The 24,144-nt window shown below is 40.1% G+C and carries 18 protein-coding genes and 1 pseudogene; 13 read left to right on the forward strand and 6 right to left on the reverse strand.

From position 1 onward, the window contains the following. Positions 1-170: 170 nt before the first annotated feature. Positions 171-1,043, reverse strand: coding sequence for a helix-turn-helix transcriptional regulator (locus IW510_RS17220; RefSeq protein WP_202061756.1), 873 nt, complete (start codon positions 1,041-1,043; stop codon positions 171-173). Positions 1,044-1,175: 132 nt separating this feature from the next. On the opposite strand from IW510_RS17220, the gene arfA reads away from it, so the two are divergent. The 10 genes from arfA to IW510_RS17270 all read left to right on the forward strand — a co-directional run bounded on the left by arfA (position 1,176) and on the right by IW510_RS17270 (position 14,178). After that, entirely contained in the window at positions 1,176-2,678 is a 1,503-nt protein-coding gene (gene arfA, locus IW510_RS17225) for an arabinosylfuranosidase ArfA (RefSeq protein ID WP_330932668.1), read from the forward strand. A 30-nt stretch (positions 2,679-2,708) separates the two neighbouring features. Then, positions 2,709-3,965, forward strand: a complete 1,257-nt coding sequence (locus tag IW510_RS17230; RefSeq protein ID WP_202061758.1) for an ABC transporter substrate-binding protein — start codon at positions 2,709-2,711, stop codon at positions 3,963-3,965. A gap of 284 nt (positions 3,966-4,249) precedes the next feature. Continuing rightward, the gene (locus IW510_RS17235) at positions 4,250-5,167 is read left to right on the forward strand and encodes a carbohydrate ABC transporter permease (protein ID WP_202061760.1); all 918 of its coding nucleotides are present in this window, start codon (positions 4,250-4,252) and stop codon (positions 5,165-5,167) included. A gap of 17 nt (positions 5,168-5,184) precedes the next feature. Beyond that, positions 5,185-6,027 (forward strand): carbohydrate ABC transporter permease, encoded by an 843-nt coding sequence (locus IW510_RS17240; protein WP_202061761.1) that lies wholly within the window; start codon positions 5,185-5,187, stop codon positions 6,025-6,027. A 414-nt stretch (positions 6,028-6,441) separates the two neighbouring features. Next, the gene (locus IW510_RS17245) at positions 6,442-6,888 is read left to right on the forward strand and encodes a MarR family winged helix-turn-helix transcriptional regulator (protein ID WP_202061762.1); all 447 of its coding nucleotides are present in this window, start codon (positions 6,442-6,444) and stop codon (positions 6,886-6,888) included. After that, entirely contained in the window at positions 6,888-9,269 is a 2,382-nt protein-coding gene (locus IW510_RS17250) for an ABC transporter ATP-binding protein (RefSeq protein ID WP_202061763.1), read from the forward strand. The genes IW510_RS17245 and IW510_RS17250 overlap by 1 nt, the downstream gene beginning before the upstream one ends. A gap of 15 nt (positions 9,270-9,284) precedes the next feature. Further along, entirely contained in the window at positions 9,285-11,123 is a 1,839-nt protein-coding gene (locus tag IW510_RS17255) for an ABC transporter ATP-binding protein (RefSeq protein WP_202061764.1), read from the forward strand. Between the two features lie 315 nt (positions 11,124-11,438). Beyond that, a complete protein-coding gene (locus IW510_RS17260) occupies positions 11,439-12,578 on the forward strand; it encodes a peptidoglycan-binding protein (protein WP_202061765.1) in 1,140 nt (379 codons plus the stop codon). Between the two features lie 173 nt (positions 12,579-12,751). Beyond that, positions 12,752-13,324 carry a GNAT family N-acetyltransferase gene (locus tag IW510_RS17265; protein ID WP_202061766.1) on the forward strand — a complete coding sequence of 191 codons (573 nt, stop codon included), beginning with the start codon at positions 12,752-12,754 and terminating at the stop codon, positions 13,322-13,324. Between the two features lie 173 nt (positions 13,325-13,497). After that, the gene (locus tag IW510_RS17270; RefSeq protein WP_202061767.1) at positions 13,498-14,178 is read left to right on the forward strand and encodes a hypothetical protein; all 681 of its coding nucleotides are present in this window, start codon (positions 13,498-13,500) and stop codon (positions 14,176-14,178) included. A gap of 153 nt (positions 14,179-14,331) precedes the next feature. Here IW510_RS17270 and IW510_RS17275 read toward each other — a convergent pair whose 3' ends face one another. The 5 genes from IW510_RS17275 to IW510_RS17295 all read right to left on the reverse strand — a co-directional run bounded on the left by IW510_RS17275 (position 14,332) and on the right by IW510_RS17295 (position 19,699). Further along, positions 14,332-14,559: a hypothetical protein gene (locus IW510_RS17275; RefSeq protein ID WP_202061768.1), complete on the reverse strand. Its 228-nt coding sequence runs from the start codon at positions 14,557-14,559 to the stop codon at positions 14,332-14,334. Positions 14,560-14,703: 144 nt separating this feature from the next. Continuing rightward, on the reverse strand, positions 14,704-17,250 hold the full coding sequence (locus tag IW510_RS17280) for an ABC transporter permease (RefSeq protein WP_202061769.1): 2,547 nt from the start codon (positions 17,248-17,250) through the stop codon (positions 14,704-14,706). Continuing rightward, positions 17,247-17,930, reverse strand: coding sequence for an ABC transporter ATP-binding protein (locus IW510_RS17285; protein WP_202061873.1), 684 nt, complete (start codon positions 17,928-17,930; stop codon positions 17,247-17,249). The genes IW510_RS17280 and IW510_RS17285 overlap by 4 nt, the downstream gene beginning before the upstream one ends. An 85-nt stretch (positions 17,931-18,015) precedes the next feature. After that, positions 18,016-19,023: a sensor histidine kinase gene (locus IW510_RS17290; protein WP_202061771.1), complete on the reverse strand. Its 1,008-nt coding sequence runs from the start codon at positions 19,021-19,023 to the stop codon at positions 18,016-18,018. Position 19,024: 1 nt separating this feature from the next. Then, a complete protein-coding gene (locus tag IW510_RS17295; RefSeq protein WP_202061773.1) occupies positions 19,025-19,699 on the reverse strand; it encodes a response regulator transcription factor in 675 nt (224 codons plus the stop codon). Positions 19,700-19,933: 234 nt separating this feature from the next. Between IW510_RS17295 and IW510_RS17300 the strand changes: the two genes are divergently transcribed. The 3 genes and pseudogenes from IW510_RS17300 (at position 19,934) to IW510_RS17310 (ending at position 24,131) form a co-directional block, all read left to right on the forward strand. Continuing rightward, entirely contained in the window at positions 19,934-20,371 is a 438-nt protein-coding gene (locus IW510_RS17300) for a MarR family winged helix-turn-helix transcriptional regulator (RefSeq protein WP_236674800.1), read from the forward strand. Between the two features lie 227 nt (positions 20,372-20,598). Beyond that, the gene (locus IW510_RS17305) at positions 20,599-22,362 is read left to right on the forward strand and encodes an ABC transporter ATP-binding protein (RefSeq protein WP_202061775.1); all 1,764 of its coding nucleotides are present in this window, start codon (positions 20,599-20,601) and stop codon (positions 22,360-22,362) included. Beyond that, positions 22,355-24,131: pseudogene (locus IW510_RS17310) on the forward strand (ABC transporter ATP-binding protein). Before IW510_RS17305 ends, IW510_RS17310 begins: the two are co-directional and overlap by 8 nt. The last annotated feature ends 13 nt before the right edge of the window (positions 24,132-24,144 follow it).

Genomic DNA, 24,144 nt, shown 5'->3' on the forward strand with positions numbered 1-24,144 from the left:
TAGCCTTTATCTAGTATATCGAAAGGAGTTTTATCGCTAAAGCTACTTCTTCCACGCGCAGTACGCGTGGTTTTTTTGTTTCAATCACTTTAGTGATTGAAACCGACTAAAGTCATTAACAAATAGGGCAGAAGCTCAAACGCTTGGTGCGTAGAGCTTCTGTCCTTTTTTTATTTTCCTGAATGAGCACGCCGATAATTTAGAGGAGAAATGGCGTATTTTTTTTTGAAGCATAAAGAGAAATAGGCAGAGTTGTTAAATCCACATTTTATGGAAATATCTGTCATAGATAGATTGGTTTTAATCAAATAGCTGGCTGCCTTATCCAATCGGTAATTGGATAAATATTCCAACGGTGTACATTGAAAAACCTGTTTCATCGAACGAACAAGATAGTTTTCATGGAAATGAAAATGCTTGGATAAGCTTGAATTTGTGATTTCAATTGCATAATTTTGCTTAATGTACAGCTCGATGTTTTCGGCTAAATCAATCACATTTGTCTTGGAATAGCTTTGTTCCTCCAACGATTTCAGCAGTTGGGAAAACCGTTTTTGATTATCCCAGAAGACAATTGATTTTTTTTCGCCCACTGTACCTAGCAACAAGCGGTCAAGCAAGGCGTAAATAAACTTCGAATCAGACAGTTTTTGGTATTTTTTTAGATGAAGCGTGTAATCCTCATTATGATAATGCAGCTCAGGCATGATGACATCTGAGTTCAGCTGGATCGGCTGATTAAGGGCTTCCCAATGACCATCATAATGAAAGTGAAGCCAATAGAAATCGGTGTTCTCTGTACAGGGCTTTGTTGAAAAGTGGTGAAGAAAAGGAGAGAGCACCAACATTTCTCCTTTCTTGATTTCATAATCTGTAGTTTCCTCCGTGATGTACAGTGTCCCTTTCAATACAAATAATAAATCGAAATAGGGAAGATTATTTCTGTTGGGATGCTGTTGTCCGGCAGAGTAGGAGGTAAAATTTCCTTCGATAAATGTTGGAAAGGGTGGAATGATCATAGAAAGAATCGGTACGGTAGTCATTTTTCTCCTCCTTTAGTGTGGAATATTATAAATTGTAGTTTGATTTTTATAAAACATTAAAGCGATTACATATTATAATATACTTAAATAAAACAGAAATTGCAATTACTGAATGAAACAAGGGGGAGTCGTGTGAAGGCGAAAGTGCTTATAAACAAGGGAAATGTATTAAGTGAAATAGATGATCGCCTCTATGGTTCGTTTATTGAACATATGGGCAGAGCGGTGTATGGAGGTATTTTTGATCCTTCACATCCTATGTCGGATAACTATGGGTTCAGAGATGATGTAAAAGCGCTGGTTAAGGAGCTAAACGTACCGCTCATTCGCTATCCGGGAGGCAATTTCTTATCCGGTTATAACTGGGAGGATGGAATCGGACCTGTTGCTGAACGGCCAAGAAGATTGGATTTAGCTTGGCAAACAATTGAAACCAATGAAGTTGGTCTGCATGAATTTATGAGATGGGCGAATGAGTTGGGGATAGAAGTTGATATGGGTGTCAACCTTGGAACAAGAGGAATCGATGCTGCTAGAAATTTGGTGGAATATTGTAATTTTCCAGGTGGTACTTATTGGAGTGATTTGAGGAAAAAACATGGGGCAAGCGAGCCATTTAATATCAAGACTTGGTGCCTCGGAAATGAAATGGATGGTTCCTGGCAAATCGGGGCGAAAACGGCAGAAGAATATGGTCGCTTGGCATGTGAAACAGCTAAGGTGATGAAGCTTGTTGATGAATCAATCGAGCTGGTTGTCTGTGGCACATCCATAAGTACTTTGCCGTCCTTTGGCACTTGGGAACAGACAGTTTTGGAACATACCTATGAGTATGTGGATTATCTGTCTTTGCATATGTATTATGGTAATCCGGAAAACGATATTGGTAATTATCTGGCAAAATCGTTAGATATGGATCGCTTCATCAAAGGAGTTGTCGCCATTTGTGATTCTGTAAAAGCGAGAAAAAAGACTGAGAAAACGTTGAACTTGGCTTTTGATGAATGGAATATTTGGTACCATACATTGGAAACCGATGAACAGATTGAAAAGTGGCAGGTTGCACGACCGGTATTAGAGGATATTTATACCTTTGAGGATGCTTTGGCTTTTGGGTGTCTATTGATTACATTATTGAAGAACAGTGACCGAGTGAAAATTGCTTGTCTCGCTCAGCTAGTCAATGTGATTGCACCGATTATGACGGAGACGGGAGGAGAGGTCTGGCGACAGACAATTTTTTATCCATTTCAACAGGTTTCTACTTATGGCAGAGGAAAGGTTTTGGTTACAGACGTGGTCTCAGATAAATATGATACTAAGGACTTTTCCGAGGTGCCATATTTGGAGAGTGTTGTCGTAGAGAATGACAAGAGTAACGAGCTGGTCATTTTTGCGGTGAACCGTTCACAGAACGAAGAGTTAAGCTTGGAATTAGCTATACAGGGCTATAACATAGAGTCAATCAAAGACTGCACAACAATTGCCAATCATGGGCTGAAAACAGTGAATGAACAGGGACAGGAAAGAGTTAAGCCTGAAACAAATAATCAAATCAACATGTCAGATACACAACTAGATATACGCTTACCGGCGTTGTCATGGAATATGATTCGGTTAACGAAACGAGATTGATAAAAGAGTATGGGAAAGGTGATGGATATTATGTGGAAAAAGGTAACAGTAGGGTTGTTGACGGTTGTAGCAGGTTTGGCGCTTTTTGCAGGTTGTGGCTCTAATGGAGATTCAGGCTCTAAATCTGATAATGGCAAGGTGAAAATCAAGTTTTCAGCTTGGGATAAGTTTCCTGACAATATTATTGAAGAATTCAATAAGGAATATCCTGATATTGAAATTGAACTTGTACAAATACCGGATTCGGATTATTCTCAAAAAATTAATCAAATGCTCGTTGGCGGAACGGCTCCAGACGTTATTTTGTCTTTTGAAACCGATTTACCCAAGTTTGCCGATTCCGGTTCAATCCTATCCTTAGAGGACTATTTAGCAGATACGGACAAGATAGACACGGATGATTTTATTCCGGCAGTTCAGGCGTTGAATGAAGAAACAGGCGGCAACTACGGTCTGCCATGGGCGTATGCTTCTGAGATATTATTCTATAACAAAGATATGTTTGATGCGGCCGGCGTAGACTATCCAACGAAGGATTGGACATGGGCTGATTTTGAAAAAGCGGCTCAAAAGCTGACAGTTGTTGAGAACGGTAAGACAACACAATGGGGTGCTGATGCACTGACTTTCCGAGGATTGTGGTGGTCACTTGCCGGACAAGGTGGAGATGCTGTTGTGAAAAACGGACAGCTGGATTTAGGCGACGGTTTGAAGAGTGCCCTGGAATACCAAAATAAATTGACCAATGAATTGAAGGTTAGTCCGGAGCCTTCTGCCGGAGATTCAGTTGCTGACTTGTTCTCTTCCGGTCAGGCTGCAATGACACGGACAGGCAGCTGGCAAATATTAAACTATCGAGACGCAGAATTTAATTGGGATATCGAAACCTTGCCTAAAGGAGAACGTGCGTATAATTCCTTGCATACAGGCTTCTATACGATAAACGCAGCAAGTAAGCACCCTGATGAAGCGTGGAAATTCATTGAGTTTATGATGAGTGAAAAGGGACAGACTCTTAACTCTGAATGGGGTTCAAATCCATCTGCACTAAAATCTATCGCAGAGCAGGGCGCCTATAAAAAAGAAGGAAAGAATGGTCCAACAAATTGGGAAGTCATTGAGCGTGCCGGTGAAGAAGGCGAATTTGGCTACGTTCTGATAAATGCGGCATCAACGACAAACTTAGTCAATCAGTTCGATGCATATCTTCTGGGAACAATGGACATGGATGATATTTTTGATAAATATATTCCAAATGCCAATCAGGAAATAAAAGACAACCAATAAGAGTAGCTGCATGTAAGAGCAAGATTTATTGGAGCAGTAAGCAGAAATTAGTAGAAAGATTAGCAATTTTCTATAGTCAAAATAAGCTGTGCAGAGGCATAAGCGGATAATCCTTTTGCTTCTGCATCATCTTACTTGAATTTTTTCGTAAAACAATTTGAGTGCTACTGTTTCTTAGCAGGAAGAGGAGATGCCGCCTTCCTTTATACATTGAGCATTATAATAGGCGACAAAAAATGAGTCGCTGTCTTGATCCTTTCAAAAAAAAGAAAAGAGAGGTTGCTATGAAAAAGATATCGAATGGAAAAAAAGCAAAAAAGAGGCAGAGTCTTAAGGATACGTTAACAGCCTACGGCTTTTTATCCCCTTGGGTTATTGGGTTCATTTTCTTTACCGGTGGACCGATTTTACTTTCATTTTTATTGAGCTTGACGAAGTGGAATTTGCTGGGGCAACCTAAATTTGTCGGGTTCGAAAACTATCAACAGCTATTCAGTGGAAGCTCTGATTTTCTTAATACATTGAAGATTACCTTTCTCTTTACGTTGCTAAATGTATTTGTAACGGTCAGTGCCTCATTGTTTTTAGCCGTATTATTAAACTTCAAAGTTCGCTTTATAGGTATTTTTCAATTTTTCTACTTTGTTCCGGCAGTCATGCCTTCGGTTGTGATGACCAGCTGCTTTATTCTGATGTTTAATAATCAATTAGGGGTAGTGAATTATTTTCTGTCAACAGTAGGAATTACAGGACCCAACTGGTTGGGGGATGCCAATCTAGTGTGGGTAGTTGTCGGAATAGCAAGTGTGTTTACTTTCTCTACAGGTCAGATGATGCTGATTTTTAACTCTAGCTTGAAAGAAGTACCGATTGAATTATATGAGGCCGCTCACCTGGATGGAGCCAATGCGTGGCAACGATTTAAAAATGTTACCTTGCCTTCTATTTCGCCAATCCTACTATTTAATACAGTTGTGGCGACAGTCAATTCCTTTAATGGTGCGTTCACATTGCTGTTCCCATTGACTGGTGGTGGTCCCGGCAATGCAACAAAAGTATTGAGTCTGTTGATTTATGAAAAGGCATTTAAGCAGTTTGATATGGGGACCGCATCAACACTAGCCTTTATTATGTTTATCATTGTTGCGGTAATATCGATTCTCCAATTTAAACTGTCAGATGACAAAGTAAACTATGGATAAGGACGGTGAAAAAGAGCATGAATTATGATTCAAAAGCAGTGAAGTTGATACAATATGGCGTGTTGATCTTTTTCGCCATCCTGATGTTTTTCCCTATCTTTTGGATATTCTCTAACTCGTTAAAAACATTAAACGGTATTAGTGAGTTTCCTCCTCAGATATTCCCTTCAGAGCCTCAGTGGCAGAACTACATTGACGTAATCAAGAAGAGTAATGCACTGGAATATCTAAAGAACAGCTTGATTCTAATTGTTGGTAATACAATCGGAACATTGGTGTCCAGCTCGATTGTGGCCTATCCATTAGCTCGTATGGAGTTCAAGGGAAAAGGCGTTATCTTTGGAATGATTCTTGCAACGATGATGGTACCAACTGTTACACTGGTTATCCCGCAATTTCTATTGTTTAGAACCTTTGGCTGGTTAGATAGCTTCTTACCAATGATGGTACCAAGCTTCTTCGCCTATCCGTACAATGTGTTTCTGTTCCGTCAGTTCTTTAAAACGATTCCTAAAAGTATTGACGAATCAGCAATGCTGGATGGCTGCTCAAGAATGCAGGTGTTCACAAAGGTAATTGCCCCCTTGGCGAAGCCAATCTTTATTACTGTGGGTGTTTTGTCTACTATCTTTTGGTGGAATGAACTGTTTCAACCACTGATTTTCATTGACTCTGAGAACCTAAAGCCCTTAACCTTAGGGGCGTTGAATGCCTTCAAGATTGAGGGTGGTCAAAACCAAACTGCTTGGAACATGCAAATGGCCTTTGCCATGATTATGGCAATTCCGCCAATGATTCTCTATATGTTTGCGTCTAAGCATCTGGTAGCAGGAATAAAAACTTCAGGAATGAAGGATTAATCTCTATGAAGATGATAGAAAAACGAAAAGCAATTACGATTAATAAATAAGAAGAAAGTGTTTATCAGCCTGATTTAAAAAAGGGAATTAAATAAACAGCAATCAAAGGACTACCCTCGATCATCAGTATACTGGTCGAGGGTGTTTTTTATTTTATTTGGTGATTAATGTCTTTCTTTATGTTAGTATTATTTGTGTTGTGAGGTTATTTAACGGTTGTTTTAAATACAACTATTCTAGCTATTTCATAACAGTTTTTTAAGATTGTTCTTATTAAAACGTATTCATTATTAAGTTTGAAGCTAGAGTGTTGACATTAACAGCTATATGCGTTAATATCGAACAGCATTAGTTACTAATAGTGTTAGTAACTTGTGGTGGAAAGAAATTATTTTTGAAAGAAGGGAGAGCATTATGACATTTGCAGAAGATGCAGAGCAGGAGTTGCTTCGCTTGATGCTTCAGAATCGTAATGGTGCATTCAGCAAGATTGAGAAGAGCAACAAAGGCGAAAACATCGTGATTAAGTTTCTTGCTCGGCAAGGTGAGCCAACCAGTCCTAAATGTTTAGCTGAATCATTGAATTTGTCCAGTGCCCGTATCGCTGTCGTATTAGGTGGTTTGGAGAAAAAAGGATTGATTATTCGTGATATGGACCCGGAGGATCGCCGTCGTATCAATGTCACGCTGACAGAAAACGGCATAAAGATGGCCCATGAAGAAAGAAAAGAGATGCGTGATAAGATTATCCAAATTTTTGAAATGATGGGAGAAGCGGATACAAGAAAGTTCATCGAAATGACTGCAAAATTTGTAGAATGCTCCCAAAAATTATCCCTGAAAGAGGAAGGTGACCAATAGTGAAGATTTTTAAATATCTTGGCAAATACTGGTATGCCGTCATCGCCGTTGTTGCGCTTTTAGTTGTGCAGGCATATAGTGATTTGAGCTTACCAAGCCTGACATCGGATATTGTCGATGTTGGTATTCAACAAGGAGGGCTTGAATACTCTACTCCTGAGAAAATCAGGAAAACAACGCTTCAAGGGATTGAAATGTTCATGACCGATGAGGAGAAGCAAACGATTGAAGATAACTACAAGCTGACAACTGAGAAAGTTGACGGCGAAGAGGTTGAGGTATATAAGCTGAAGCTTCAAAGTGGTATGACGGAAGAAAAATTAGCTGATATTTTCAATTTGCCAATGATGATGTTGGCCTCTTCACAGGCAAAGGATGCTTCCGGTGCCGGTGAAGCGAAAGCCGTTCTTGATGCGTATTCAGCGATTGCAGAAGATGGTGCAAAGGCCAAGCAGCTTGGCGAAGAAGCCGCTGCTTTAGGAGAACAGGCGAAAGCAGCTGGCGAGGCTGCCGCAGCTGCAACGGATATGCAGACTGCTGCGACAAAGGGTGCTGAAGCACAAACTCTGGCAGCAGAAGCACAGGAAAAAGGTGCTGAAGCACAAAAACTTGCTGACTCAATAACTGCTGCAACAGACGAAATTCCTGCGAAGGTAGATGCAGCGCGCAAGGCGACCGAGGATAGCTTGGGCGACCTTGGGGCGGATTCAATGAAAACTGTAGGAATTCAGCTGACTCTGGCAGAGTACAAAGCCTTGGATATGGATGTTCAGCAAATTCAAACAGACTATATGATTAAAACTGGTTCAAAAATGATTACACTAACGCTGATTTCAGCTGTAGCAGCCATTATTGTAGGGCTAATTGCTTCACTTGTAGCAGCTGCTGTCGGACGAAATCTGCGTGTCGGTCAATATGAACGAACACTGCAATTTTCCAATACAGAGATGGAGAAATTCTCTCCGGCATCTCTGATTACGCGTAATACAAATGATATCCAACAAATGCAGATGGGGATTGTTATGATTATGCGAATGGTCCTTTATGCACCGATTCTTGGTATTGGCGGTATTTATGAAGTGTATAGAACCGGAACAGGGATGGGCTGGATTGTTGGTGTCGCTGTAGTGGCTGTGCTGGTTCTGGTAATGACTCTATTACTGTTTACTATGCCTAAGTTCAAAGCATTACAGAATTTAGTGGATAGAGTCAATTTGGTTTCCCGTGAAATTATTACAGGATTGCCTGTCATTCGTGCGTTCTCTCGTGAAAAATTTGAAGAAGAACGATTTGATGTTGCCAATACAGATTTGATGAAAACACAATTGTTTGTTAACCGTTCGATGTCTATCATGATGCCAATCATGATGTTGTTGATGAATGGTATCTCCGTTCTGATCGTCTGGGTCGGCGGACACAATATGGATGCCGGTCAATTACAGGTCGGAGATATGATGGCGTTTATTACCTATACAATGCAGATTGTTATGGCGTTTATGATGCTGTCAATGGTTTCAATCATTTTACCTCGTGCGAATGTTGCTGCAGGTCGTGTAGAAGAGGTTCTTGAAACTGAACCAACAATTAAAGATCCGGAACAACCAAAAGACAACCATGACTTCAAAGGTCAAGTGAAGTTTGAAGGTGTGCAGTTCCGTTATGGGGATGCCGATGAGGATGTACTTCATCACATCAACTTTACAGCTGAGCCTGGAAAAACAACTGCCTTAATTGGTTCAACCGGTTCAGGGAAGTCTACGATTGTAAATCTGATTCCACGCCTCTTTGATGTAACGGGTGGACGAATCACGATTGATGGTGTGGATATTCGTGAAATGAGCCAGCATAAGCTGCATGAAATTATGGGCTTTGTGCCGCAAAAAGGGATTTTGTTCTCAGGGGATATTGCTTCAAACATCAAGTTTGGTGATGCAGATATTTCAGATGAGCAAATGAAGAAAGCCGCTGAGATTGCTCAGGCAGAAGAATTTATTGATTCAAACGAAAAAGGCTACGAACGTGAAATTTCTCAAGGCGGAACGAATGTCTCCGGTGGCCAGAAACAGCGTTTATCAATTGCCCGAGCGTTAGCTAAGAATCCTAAGATATTAATTTTTGATGATTCTTTCTCTGCTCTGGATAACAAAACAGATGTGGCACTGAGAAAAGCGCTATCTGAGAATATTAGAGAAGCGACACAAATCATTGTTGCACAAAAGATATCTACAATCATTCATGCGGACAATATCATCGTTTTGGATGAAGGACGTATTGTTGCTCAGGGAACACATGAAGATTTGATGCAGTCGTCAAAAGTTTATCAGGAAATTGCCCAGTCACAATTAAGTAATGCTGAACTAGGCATAGAAGAAGCTGAGTAAGGAGGAGCAAAAAGAATGGCAGAAGAAAATAAAAAACGCCCACGCGGCGGCGGTCCTGGACAAATTGCTCCAGTAGAAAAAGCCAAAGATTTCAGAGGAACAATCAAAAAATTGGTTTCCTATATTGGTGAGTATAAAATACCAGTTTTCTTTGTAATGATCTTTGCTGCTGCCTCAACCGTGTTCAATATTTGGGGTCCTAAAATCTTATCATCTGCAATCACAGAATTGTTTGACGGTTTGATTAAGAAATATCAGGGAACCGGTGGTATTGACTTTGAAAAGATTGGCGGCATCCTTCTTTTCATGTTGGGTCTATATCTGGTAGCATCATTATTTGGTATCATGCAAGGTTGGATTATGTCCACAATTTCTCAAAAAATTACGTATCGTATGCGTAAAGAGATTTCAGAAAAAATTGATCGTATGCCGATGAATTATTTTGAAAGTCGGACAACTGGGGAAGTATTATCTCGTATCACGAATGACGTGGATACTTTGGGACAATCGCTGAACCAATCAATCACACAGCTAATTACCTCAGTATTTACGATTGTCGGAGTTATTGTTATGATGCTGTCAATCTCTGTGAAGATGACAGGTGTGGCGGTTCTAATTGTACCGATTTCATTTGTCTTAATCATGATTGTTGTGAAAAATTCTCAAAAATACTTCAAGACGCAACAGGAATATCTTGGGGTTATTAATGGGAAGGTAGAAGAAACAATTGGTGGCTACAACATCGTTCGTTTGTTCAATGATGAAGAAAACTCGTTGAACGAATTTAAGGAACAAAATGATGTCTTGTTCAAATCAGCTTGGAAATCTCAATTTCTTTCAGGTTTGATGCAGCCGATTATGAACTTTGTCGGAAACCTTGGTTATGTAGCAGTAGCAATTGTCGGTGGGATTATGGCTTATAACGGTTCCATTACCGTTGGGGATATTCAAGCGTTCATCCAATATGTGCGTAACCTGACACAGCCGATTGCGCAATTGGCTCAAGTATCTAATATGCTTCAATCTATGGCAGCAGCTGCTGAACGTGTCTTTGAATTCCTGGAAGAAGAGGAAGAAGACCAAACGGTAGAAAATCCTGTGAAGATTGATAAAGCACAAGGAATGGTTGATTTTGACCATGTGCATTTCGGTTACACACCGGATAAAATCGTCATCAATGACTTCAGTACACATGTTGATCCGGGACAAACAGTTGCAATTGTCGGACCTACAGGTGCCGGAAAAACAACTATGGTGAAATTACTGATGCGCTTCTATGATGTCAATTCCGGAGCAATCAAAATCGATGGTTATAATATCAAAGACTTCAATCGTGCGGATCTTCGTAAAAACATCGGAATGGTGCTACAGGATACTTGGCTGTTCAAAGGAACAATCATGGAGAATCTTCGCTATGGTCGCTTAGATGCCACCGATGAAGAGGTCTATGCTGCAGCGAAAGCAGCCCATGTTCATCACTTTATACAAACGCTGCCTGGCGGCTACAACATGGAATTGAATGAAGAATCTTCCAATATCTCACAAGGTCAAAAACAATTATTGACGATTGCTCGTGCGATTTTGGCAGATAAACCAATTTTGATTCTGGATGAAGCGACCTCATCTGTTGATACACGGACAGAAGGGTTGATTCAGGAAGCGATGAACAATCTGATGGCCGGACGAACATCCTTTGTTATTGCCCATCGTCTGTCAACAATTAAAGATGCAGATAAGATTCTTTATATGCAAGGTGGAGATATTAAAGAACAGGGAACACATGAAGAATTGCTGGAGCAAGGCGGCTTCTATGCGTCATTGTATAACTCCCAATTTGAAGAGCTGACAGAGTAGAATAACTAGATTGATTTCTGTTATCTCAAATAAAAGAAATTAAAGCTTCGAAAACATACTTAATTGTATGTTTTCGAAGCTTTTTTTGTTTGATTAGGAAACTATTAGCTGTTCTAATCAAAAAATTATTTATAAAACGTAACTATTTTATTTCCTCTATTTATAGAGAAAGCGCATGGAATCAATCTTTTCCGATGTTATTTTAAGAATCCCTTTTTCAAAACAAGAAAACGCTTTTAAAGAAGCTAGTGACTGTTATTCTAATGTGATATAATGAGCAATGGGTAACATAATTTTTTAGGGGGCAAAATTAATATGAAAAAGATTACTTTAACAACAGCAATTTTATTGGCATTATTAGCGGCTACTGGTTGTTCCGCTGACGACAAGAAAGGATCAGAAAGCTCTTCAACAGCACAAAGCAGCTCAGTTACGACTGAAAGCAGTTCATCAGCTGCAGCGGCAGATATCACAATTGCTGACGGCAGTACAAAGGATTCAGCACCTGCAGAGGGTACTGTGTACATGAGACAGCTTCTTACAGCTCCTCACGGTACAAAATCATTTGCTGTGACAAACGTTACAATGAATGGCGATAAAATCTTAGCTGTTGAATTGGATGAGTTCCAATATGTTTCACCGGACGACTTTACTGGTGTACCAAACTCTGACGGTGCATTTGGAGAAAACTATCCAACAGATACAGTATTGTCAAGTAAGAAAGAAAATGATAAAGCATATTCTGAAATGATGGCAGACAAAGGCGGCGCTACACAAGGCTGGGCAGAGAGTATGGATGCAATCACTGCGTTTGCGGTAGGCAAAACAGTTTCAGAATTGGAAGATACAGTAAAAGAGTTAGCGGACTTAGGTGAAGATGCAAATCCAGCAGATGTTGTGACTGGTGCGACTTTCTCTGACACAAGCGGCTACCTGCAAGCAATCATTGATGCAGCAACAAAAGGAACGATTTCTGAAGGCATTAAAACATCTACAGAAGAGTTGAAAGAGGCTCAAGTATTGGGCGCACCTCACGGAGACAAATCCTTCTCTGTTACAACTGTAGCTATGGATGGGGATAAATTAGCGGTTGTTTCATTGGATGAGTTCCAATATGTAGATCCAGCAGCATTCGGCGGTGTACCAAACTCTGATGCTGACTTTGGTGCAGATGTTCAAGGCGGTTTAGTGTTATCATCGAAAGAAGCAAACAACGATGCTTACTCAGACTTGATGGCAGATAAAGGCGGCGCGTCTCAAGGCTGGGCAGACAGCATGAATGCAATTGCTAAATTTGCAGTAGGTAAAACTGTTTCTGAACTGGAAGCTTCAGTGAAAGAATTAGACGGCTTAGGCGAAGATGATAGTCCTGCTGATGTTGTCACAGGAGCAACCTTCTCTGATACAAGCGGTTATCTGCAAGCGATCATCGAAGCAATGAAAGCAGTAAAATAATCGTTTAGCGTAAGCTTATACAGCGTTACAAATTGTGTGTTTTCCTATAATTATAATAAAGCCGAAAACCTTAAAGCAAAGGTTTTCGGTTTTTATTTTAATGGCTGAGAACGGGAAATTCGTTAAAAACAAAGTATAATAGACTGAGAGTACATAGAAAGAAGGGGTGCGACATGTTGGATAAACATATACCGTATTACGAAGTATGGATGACACGCTCAGGAGGAAAGCCGATACCACCGGCAAATCTGGCAAAAGGATTTCGCTTCGTTCATTATAGACAGGGCGATGAAGTTGAGTGGGCCAAAATAGAGAGCTCTGTCTCAGAGTTTTCAGACGAACAGGAAGCCTTGGCCTATTTTGCACAGGCCTTCGCACCATTTCCTACTCAGCTTTCTAAGCGGATGTTGTTTATTGAAAACGAGCATGGAGAAAAGGTGGCTACATGTACTGCTTGGTGGAAAAATGTTAATGGCATGACAGTACCATTGCTGCATTGGTTGGCGGTGAAGCCGCAATTCCAAAGAAAAGGGCTGGCCGCGGCGTTGGTGGCTAAAGTCACAAACTCTCTATCAGAGGCTGAACCGGAAGCAGTGATTTATCTTCATACTCAGACGTGGAGCCATCAAGCGATTCAACTGTACAAAAAATTTGGGTATGCGCTTAGTCCTTTAAATTTGGATGGAAGTAAAAATGAAGACTACCAAAAGGTTTTGCGCATTCTCGACGAACAAGAAACCAACTAACTTGTGCCTACGGAGGTATAGCATGCTATTTTGCAATGGCTAAAGAATTCTAACCTCAGATAGCTGGCACGATTGGTAGAATCGAGATTAGATTATGTCAGCTTCCTTAATTATGCTATCATGAAATAGAGAAGAAAAGGAGTGAGTGGTTTATCGATAAGAAGAAAACAAAATTGGACAAACGTAAAAACTTAATTTTTATCATTGTCTTTTGTTTGTTGGCTGTTTCGGTTGTCTATGCAATCATTATGCTGATGGACGCCCCTTCAGGAACCTCCAATAAAGAATACGAATTGGTGAAAAGTGATTATGTCTTGATGATTTTGCAGTGTGTTGTAGGGATGATTGTCATTTTCATTCCGTATCGAGTGGAGAAAAGATATGGTATCGATATTCCTGATTTAATGGAAATCATCTATTTCATTTTTCTGTTTTGTGCAATCTATCTGGGCGAGGTACAAAATTTTTACTATAAAATTCCATTTTGGGATATGATTCTGCATGGATTTAGTGCAGGTATGCTGAGTGCCTTAGGGTTTTTGATTGTTGATTTCATTAGTAGAAGCAAGCGTAATGAGGTTCATCTAAGCCCCTTTTTCATCAGTCTATTTTCATTTTGCTTTGCAACGACCTGTGGTGTGCTGTGGGAGGTTTATGAATATCTGGCCGATCATATTTTGCAAACCAATATGCAGAAATTTATGACAGCGGAGGGAACGATTCTTTCTGGGCATGAGGCATTAGGTGATACGATGCAAGACATTATGGTTAATCTGGCTGGAACGCTGGTTGTAGTAGCAATTGGCTATCTTCATCTGAAGCGGCAGGAAAAAATTAAAAGTCGTTTGATGTAGGCATAGGGTGAAGCGGGTCTATCGTGGAGACAATAGTTTGCAAACCCAAAAGACTGAGATATAGCAGTGTATCTCGGTCTTTTTTTGTATTCGAAAAGAACCAAACTATCTCAGTTCTATTTCTAACTGTTTTCAGAAGAAGTACTCTTTATTTTAACTGAAAAATGCTTCCTTGAATTTTATCAGATAATCAAAAATAGCAGCGAACTTTGAGTAAAATAGGCTGAGAAAGGTCATCAACAGCAGTGTAAGTACAAAAAGCTTTTCCCGTTTTTCTTTATGCATCGCTACGGCAATTAATAATAGAAGCAGCATCAGTAGAATATACAGGGCATTAAAGGGTGTCACTTTTCCTTGGAAAATTGTATATAGAAATATCATATAAAATCTCCTTTTTATTCTGTATTCATTATACATCATAAATAGGAATTATGAGTCGAGCTCATATCTATCGAGGAGTAGTAATAAAATGAGAAAAGAGCAAAAAAAGTGCCTCTTATCAAACGGATAGAGGGCACTTCTTTTTTAAACTGTTTCTGTTCTCAAGGAATCAATGAGGTTCATTTTCCGCAGCTTATGCACGGAATAAAGCATCGTGATGAATACAATCAGAAATACACTTAGGATGCTGACCAAGACACTGGTAATAGGTAGACGGAAGCTTTGGTCTATCGCAACAGCAACACTTGTATAAATCAGATAGGTAATGGCAAAGGCAACTGGCAGTCCATACAGAAGCGATTTGAAGCCATAGTACAGACATTCGAAGCGCATCATCTTGTTAATGCTCTTTTCAGTCATTCCGACGGATTCCAGCATGGCCAGTTCTCTGCGTCGTAGCTGAATACTGGTAGAGATTGTATTGAAGACATTAGCAATCGTAATAAGTGTCATCAAAATAATGAAGCCGTAAGAAAAGACATTGATAATAAAAACCATGTTCTTATCTGTTTCCTGATAGGATGCAACATCTGTCAGTGAGCGATCAACCGGCAGATTCATTTGCTGTAAAAGTGAAGCAAGGTTTTCAACCAACAATTTTGAGTCAGCTGCTTTAAAAGAGAAATTGAAGTAGTCATAATTTTGAGCTGTTGGTAAAAGAGCTGCCTGATCTTCAGGAAGAATCGCAGTTAAACCATAAGAATAGGAGCTGGATAATAATTTAGGACCATGTGCCGCATAGGTTGACAACGTCAAGGTTTTACCTGTTGTTCCAGTTCCAGTATCTGTCATACGCAACATTTCGACCGTTAACGGTTCTTTTGAGTCAAACATATCGAAGTTGACCATCCGACGAGCGGTTGAGTCATACATATTGATTGTTTGGATAGCTAAAATTTTTGGATTGTCTGAACGAAAATAATCCGCTTCGCTCAATCCCAATTCTTTCAAATAGCTTTTGAAGGTTTCCTTATCTATTAGTTGAACAACAAGGGAAGAGGAAGCCGGGTCTTCTTTGTAATTGGTGTCTTGGCTTTTCAGATAATCACTATACTCTTTACTTAGCTTTTGTTTCGAAAGGTCAACAGTAAAGTGAGCAGTCTGCTGCCATGCTGCGGCTTCAACTTCCGGAAGTTTTGAAGCCCGCTCAAACAGTTCTGTGGCTGTCTCGGCATTCAACTCGCCGTAACTGGTATACGTTACATCCGCCTCTGAAAGCTCGACACTTTGATTTACACCGCTTATCAAATACATACTAAAGGAAGCTGTTGATATGAATAGAACGATGCTGACAAAAAGGGAAGCGATGGTACTGCGATAGGCTCTCTTATTCCGCTTGAAATTTTTCAACGCAATTGTTGCTTCCAACCCAAACAGCTTTTGAATGAATTTCGGTGTACGAACTTTTTTCCCTGAAAGCTTGATTTGCTCTGATTGTCTGATAGAAGAAATAATCGATTTTTTCAGTGCTTTCCGAGCTGGTAAGTAGGCAGAAATATAAATTGTCAAAATACTGATAAGGATAGAGAGGATAATTGCCTGCCAAGAAAATTGTAATGTTAACGGGTTGATATTCCCAAATACATTAAGCTTATCTTCCAGAAGCTTGAAGGTAACCCACAAACCGAAAAAGCCGGAAAATAAGCCGATAGGAATTCCAATACTGCCGATAATGGTGCCTTCAAATAGTACGGATGTCCGTAATTGTTTTTTTGTTGCTCCGACAGAGGCAAGGACACCGAATTGCTTTAGCCGCTCGTTAATTGAAATGGCAAAAGAATTGTTAATCAAGAGTACAGAGCCGGTGCCAATCAAAAGAATGAGAATAACACCTAAATAGAAAGTCATCTTACGGAAAGAATCGTTTCCTGTAATACCCAGTGATTGAAGAAGAGAACGATTATGCTGGTAGGTCATTGCCTCGTATTTTTTTGAGAAGGTGTAGACATCTTTAGGATTTTTCAATGCGACATATTGTGTGACCGCAGTTTGGGTATCTGTAAGGCCGGTAACTGCAAAATAGCTAGGCTCAGAGTATAGCTTTTCAATGCCCCACTCAATGAAGCCAACGACTTTATAGGTTTGCTCTTCCGTGGTCGAATAAGTATCCGCATCAACAGCTTCAAATGTTTCATCATCCTTAATAATCGATTCCTGTCCCAGCTTAAATGTAACGATATCACCGATTTTATAAAGCTCTTTTAGCGTTGTCTGGTAATTAATCGGCAAAAGAATTTCTGTTTCGTCTTTTGGAAGCTCTCCTTGTGAAAGAGTATAGGGCAATTCCTTGAATGCCTGCTCACTATAGCCTTCAATCGCTAGAAAAGGATTTTCATACTTCCCTTCATTTTTTAAAGGCGAGTAGCCGAATAATTTTGTTGTAAAGCTGTTCTCTACGTCTTCATCTTGTCGAATCGTATCTACTTCCTTTTTTGGAACATCAATGAAACGCACCTGCCAGTTTCCGGTTGAGGAAATGGTATTTTTGACCATATGCTCCTGTAGAGAAACAATACTTGTTGTAACAGCAGTGACCATCGCGACAGATAGGATAACGCCAATAATTGTAACTAGTGTACGAGTTCGATTTTTTTTAAGATTTGCCAGTGTAAGTTTGTTCAGGATATTCATGGTCGAATCACCTCGTCCTGTGTGATTCGACCATCCTCAATCTTTATAATGCGATCGGCTTGTAAAGCAATATTTTCATCATGGGTAATAACAATCATCGTCTGATCGTATTCTTGATTGGATTTACGCAGGAGCTGCAAAATTTCCTGTCCATTTTTGCTGTCAAGGTTTCCGGTTGGTTCGTCAGCCAGTACAATGGCGGGGGCATTCATCAGTGCACGTCCGATAGACACACGCTGCTGTTGTCCGCCTGAAAGCTCATTTGGCAGATGGTTTCTGCGATCTTTTAAGTTTAATACTGAAAGCAGCTCCTTCAACCGTTTTTTATTTACTTTTCGACCATCTAATAAAACTGGCAGGGTGATATTTTCTACCACGTTCAATACAGGTAAAAGGTTATAAAATTGATAGATTAGACCCACTTCACGACGACGGAAAATTGCCAGCTGCTCAGCATTTTGCTCATAAACATCCGTTTTATTAATATAAACTTTTCCTGAGGTTGGCTCATCGACACCGCCCAGCAGGTGTAGCAAGGTAGATTTTCCCGAACCGGAAGGACCAATGATTGCAACGAATTGTCCTTTTTCAACGCTAAAGGAAACATTGTCTAAGGCAGTTACTTGATTGTCGCCCTTTCCATAAACCTTTGATAAATTTTTTACTTCCAATATTTTCATGCTCATCACAACACTTTCTCTTTTACTTACTATTTAGTGTATCGAAGTAGAGTGACTGCTTAGTGACTCAAAAATGACAATTTCGTCATTTAAGCATGTCTTCGTAGAAACGGATGGTAAAAAGTGCACCGCCGCTCTGTTGATTTTTGGCGGTTAAGCTGCCGCCCTGTTGTGTAATAATCATGCGAGCTAAGGACAAGCCGACACCAAAGCTGTTCTTGTGATGGTTTTTTCCTTGATAAAAACGTTCGAAGATATGAGGTAAATCTTCTGAGTCAATGCCTTTTCCTGTATCTGAGAGAGTTATTTCTGTATAAAGTGCATTTTGCTCATAAGAGAGGGTGAGAATACTGCCATCTTCAGAATGTTCAATGCAATTTTTGATGATATTTCCGATGGCTTCCTGTGTCCATGAGGCATCGATAGAGAGTCCAGCCTGATGGTCTCCTTGAAGCTGAACAGTCATTTCCTTCAGCTCCAAGGGAATTAGAAATGGCTGAAGAGAATCAGTTAACAGCTCATGGATAAGGATTTTCTGAGGCTGGTATTGAACGGTTTGCCCTTCCAGCTTGGCAATTTTTAAAAGGATGGTAATCAGTTGATCCATTCGTTTCAGCATGTTTAACAGCTCTCTTGTCAGCTCCTGTCTGCGTTGCTCACTTAGCTCAGGCTCGCTTAGAAAATCGCCAATCATCGTCAGCGTAGTCAATGGAGTTCTAAGCTGATGCGCAATGTCAGTCAGTGAAGAGGATAAGTGTTCCTTTTCCTTTTTAAGAGAGCTGCTTTGCTCCTGTAAACGAACGGTCATTTTTGCTATCTGGCTGGATAAAATTGCCAGCTCACCTTCCTCCGCGTGAAGCTCCAAACGCTGATTTCCATGGAGCATTTCATCAATCTGATTGGTTAACTCCTCAATTTTTTGATAACGAGTTCTGTTGTAGAGATAAATAGTCAAAGAAAAAGCACAGCAAATAAGCAGTGTAATTACGCCGGCTCTTCGATTGATTAAAAAGTTGCTGCTAATAGCGAGGAGGCTAAGAAAGCTCAAGCTGAAAAAAAATCTTTTCTCTTCTTTGTTCCGTAAGTACTTCATCTTAAACCTCCAACTTATAACCTAAACCGCGAATGGTTTTGATTTTACTCGGGTGTTGGGGATTATCCTCAATTTTTTCCCGCAGTCTTTTAATATAGACAGTCATAGTGTTGTCATTGACAAAATCACCGGCAATATCCCAAATCTGTTGCTGCAGCTGATCTCTTGAAAGAATTTGTCCGCTATTATTTACGAATAGCAAAAGCAGCCTGTACTCCAAAGCGGAGAGAAAGAGTTCTTGTCCATTTTTATGAACGGTTCCCCGCAATGTATCGATAACGAGATTGTCGATAATAATTTCTGACTGGTCCTTTTCGCTGCGTCGAAGCACAGTTTTAATGCGGGAAATCAGTTCCATTGGGCGAAACGGCTTTGTAATATAATCCTCTCCGCCAAGCTCTAAGCCGGTAACAACACTAGCCTCATCATCCATCGCAGTTAGAAAAATAAATGGAAATGGGCTTTCTAAATTTTTAATACTGGTACCGACAGCATACCCATTGCCATCAGGTAGACCAACATCAATTAATGCGAGGTCAAATGGCATTTCTTGAAGTAACGCGAGTGCTTGCTGTTGTGTGCTGACCAGCTGAACATCATACTGATGCTTCTGAAGTAGTGTATTTAGATTTCTGGCGATATCAACATCGTCTTCAATAACGAGTATCTTTTTCATAGGTTTCCTCCTGGAATAATCGAGCTGTCTCTACCATACCTTATAATGACTGAGAGAAAAATAGTTTTTTCTCTGTTTTTACAAAAAAGGCTAATGTTTCATTTACTTGAAAAGTTTAAGAACTGTTTTAGTCAAAAACAACTTGATGAATAATCGTTGACAGAAGAAAAAAGTAGAGGTATTCTATTAATAGTTAGCACGGTAACTAAAATGAGTAAATGAGGAGGGACTACCTTGAAGCCACATGGAACGTTAGGGTTCGAAATCCGTGAGCTCTCTATCTTGATTGGTCGATATATAGAAAAGGAAGAGCTTGGTAATGATTTGGCAAAAATGAGAGGTCCTCAAGCTTGGGCATTGGGGTTCCTAAGTGAAAACAGAGATCGGGAAATCTATCAAAAAGACTTGGAAAAAGAGCTGTCGATTCGTAAACCAACAGCAAGCCGTTTAGTCGACCGCATGGAAAAGAATGGCTTTATCACAACGGTTGTTTCTGCGAAGGATAAGCGTTTTAAACAGATTATCATCACTGAGAAAGCATTAGAAAATATGAAAAAAGTGGAGAGCTTTGTTTCAAATTTGGAAGCTCGCCTAACACAGAATATTTCAGAGGAAGAACTTCGTTCCTTTATCGACACAATAGGAAAGCTGAAAAAGAATATCCAGAGTTAACCTACAGGAGATTTATAAAGGCTTCTGTGTAGAAGCTGGTTTTTAAGGACTTTTATTGATGCAACGATATTGAGTCGCTAGGAGACTGTGTGGATACAGCGGTTTAATTAAGAGAATCCTTCACACAGCATTTATGTTTAAAATAATACCTATCTGACAGACTTCATCGTCAGATTTTTCTTTCACTATATAGTTAGCCGGGTAACTATCGGCGGTAGGAGGTTTTTATGCTAAAAATTATTAAGAAAACAAATACAAAGGAACGATTGTTAGTGCTTGTCAGCATTGCATTTATCGTTTTACAAGTCTGGCTGGAGCTGAAAATTCCGGACTATATGTCTGAGGTTACGAGCCAACTGCAAATGCCGGATACGGTCATCGCCGATATTATGCAGCCGGGAATGATGATGGTGCTTTTGTCTCTTTTAAGCTTTGTATCATCTGTCATCGTGGGGTATTTCGTGGCACGAATTGCGGCAAGCTTAACGAGCCGTCTGCGAAAAGAAGTTTATCATCGTGTGATGGATTACTCTACGGACGAATTGCACAAATTTTCAATTCCCAGCTTGATTACTCGGACAACCAATGACATTACACAAATTCAACAGGTGGTTGCGATGGGATTGCAGGTATCGATTAAAGGTCCGATTACAGCGGTTTGGGCAATTATGAAAATTGCCAATAAAAACTGGGAATGGACGGTTTCAACAGGCGTCGCAGTGGTTGTTTTGTTAGTAATGTTGACGGTAATCCTGACCATTGTTCAACCAAAATTCACGGTTGTTCAAGGCTTGACGGATAAGTTGAATAGTATTACCAGAGAGAACTTGACCGGTTTGCGTGTCGTTCGTGCGTATAATGCAGATGATTACCAAAATAATAAATTCAATGATGCAAATGAAGAAATGACTAAGGTTAACTTATTTACCAATCGGATGATGGCAATCATGAGTCCGGGAATGACGTTGGTTTCCAGCGGGTTGACATTGGCGGTTTACTGGATTGGGGCTTATCTGATTGACGCAGCAGAGGGAGCAATGAAAATCACTCTGTTTAGTGATATGGTTGTTTTCTCTTCTTATGCGATGCAGGTTGTGATGGGCTTTATGCTGATGACAGTCATTTTCCTAATTTTACCTAGAGCTACGGTTTCTGCCAGACGGATAAATGAAGTATTGGATATGGAACCATCTATTGAATTTCCGAAGGATAGTGGAAATATTGGTAAAAATAAAGGAGAAATTGAGTTCACTAATGTTTCCTTTACGTATCCAAATGCTTCCGAAGCTGTTATCAAAAATATCAACTTTAAAGCAAAAAAAGGAGATACCATTGCCTTTATTGGTTCAACGGGAAGTGGGAAGAGTACCATCGTCAATTTGATTCCGCGCTTCTATGATGTAACAGACGGAGAAATAATTATTGATGGGAAAAATATTCAAGCATACAGTCATCAAGACTTAAATGAGCGGATTGGTTATATTCCGCAAAAGGCGGTATTATTCAGCGGTACGATCCGATCCAATATTGATTTTGGTGAGAGCAGTGCTTCTCCTTTAAATGATGAAAAGATTGAACGAGCCTTAGATATCGCGCAGGCCAAGGACTTCGTTGATGGTAAAGAAGAAAAGCTGGACAGCCATGTGGCACAAAATGGGACGAACTTTTCCGGTGGACAAAAACAACGTTTGGCAATTGCTCGAGCAGTAGCAAGAGAACCGGAGTTTTTGATTTTTGACGACTCTTTCTCCGCCTTGGATTACAAGACAGATAAAAAGCTGAGGGATGTATTAGCTGAAAAGGTAGCTGATACGACGAAGCTGATTGTTGCACAGCGAATAAGTACCATCATGGATGCTGATGAGATTCTCGTGCTGGATGAAGGAAACGTTGTTGGTCAAGGGACACATCAATCACTTTTGAAAAATAATCGTGTGTATCAAGAAATTGCTTATTCACAGCTTTCAAAGGAGGAATTAGCGAATGGATAGTACAATAACTGAAATGCAAACAGAGAAAAAGAAAAGCTCAGGCTTAATGAATAACATAAAAAAATACGCGTCTGAATATACGGCACCCTTCTTCATAGCTGTTATCTTAGCAGTAATCGGAAGTGTGACATCGATTATTGGGCCGGATAAGCTGAGTGAAATTACCGACTTGATTACTGCAGGCCTACAGACATCGATTGATTTAGAGCAAATCACCAGCATTTGTTTAACGTTGGCGATTATCTATGGGATAGGGATTCTAATGTCCTATGGGCAAGGGTATATCATGGCGACTATTACGCAGCGCTTTTCGAAGAAGCTGAGAAAACAAATATCTGAAAAAATTAACAAGATTCCTCTGAGTTATTTTGATTCCCATAGTCAGGGAGATACCTTAAGTCGAGTAACCAATGACTTGGATACCGTCGGTCAATCACTAAACCAAAGCTTAGGTACATTAGTTCCTTCTATTACACTGTTTATTGGCTGTCTGTTTATGATGATTCGATCAAACCCAATTCTTTGCTTAACTGCGGTGGTTTCTGTACTGCTTGGTTTTGTTTTGATGATTGTCATCATGAAGAAATCGCAAACACACTTTGATGGACAGCAAAACAATTTAGCAGAGGTTAACAGCTTTATCGAGGAAGCATACTCCGGACATGACGTGATTACTTCTTATTAGTGCGGGAGCAAACATGTCAAAAGATTTTACAGAGCTGAATGACAAGCTCCATGGCAGTGTTTGGAAAGCACAGTTTTTATCAGGAATTATGCAGCCGCTAATGAGCTTCATCGGAAACTTCGGTTATGTGGCTGTCTGTGTGGTTGGAGCAGTTTTGGCATTGAATGGACAAATTACCTTTGGCGTAATCGTAGCGTTTATGGTCTATGTCCGTCTGTTTTCACAGCCCTTGAGTCAGTTGGCACAAGCAATTTCCAGTCTGCAATCAGCGGGTGCAGCAATGGTTCGAGTCTTTGAGTTTTTGGATGAAAAGGAAATGGAAGATGAAACCGGCAAAGCTGTACAGTTGAAATCTGTCTCAGGAAATGTTTCTTTTTCCAACGTCAGCTTTGGCTATGATTCAGAAAAAACGATTATTAACAACTTTTCTGCTGAAGCAAGAGCAGGTCAGAAAATTGCTATCGTTGGTCCAACAGGTGCCGGGAAAACAACCATCGTTAATTTGTTGATGAAGTTCTATGAAATCAATCAAGGACAGATTACAATTGATGGGGTACCGATAGCAAGTATGACACGGGAAGAGGTTCATGACCAATTCTGTATGGTGTTGCAGGATACATGGCTGTTCGAAGGAACAATTTCGGAAAACTTGATTTATAATCAATCAGGTGTCAGTCAGGAACGTGTGGAATCAGCATGTAAAGCAGTTGGCATCGATCACTTTATTCGTACATTGCCAAATGGCTATGACACAGTTTTGGATGACAGTGTGTCACTGTCTGTCGGACAAAAACAGCTGCTGACGATTGCCAGAGCCTTGATTAAGGATGCGCCGATGCTCATTCTGGATGAGGCAACGAGCTCTGTTGATACACGAACAGAGGAGCTGATTCAAAAAGCGATGGATCGATTGATGGAAGGCAGAACCTCTTTTGTAATTGCTCACCGGCTTTCTACCATTCGTAACGCTGATTTAATTTTGGTAATGAAAGAAGGCAATATCATTGAAAAAGGCTCACATGATGCGTTGATTCAGCAAAAAGGCTTTTATGCTGATTTGTATAACAGTCAGTTCGAGAAATAAAGAAAATAAGAAT

Source organism: Enterococcus sp. BWR-S5 (assembly GCF_016745255.1).
Classification (GTDB): domain Bacteria; phylum Bacillota; class Bacilli; order Lactobacillales; family Enterococcaceae; genus Enterococcus_L.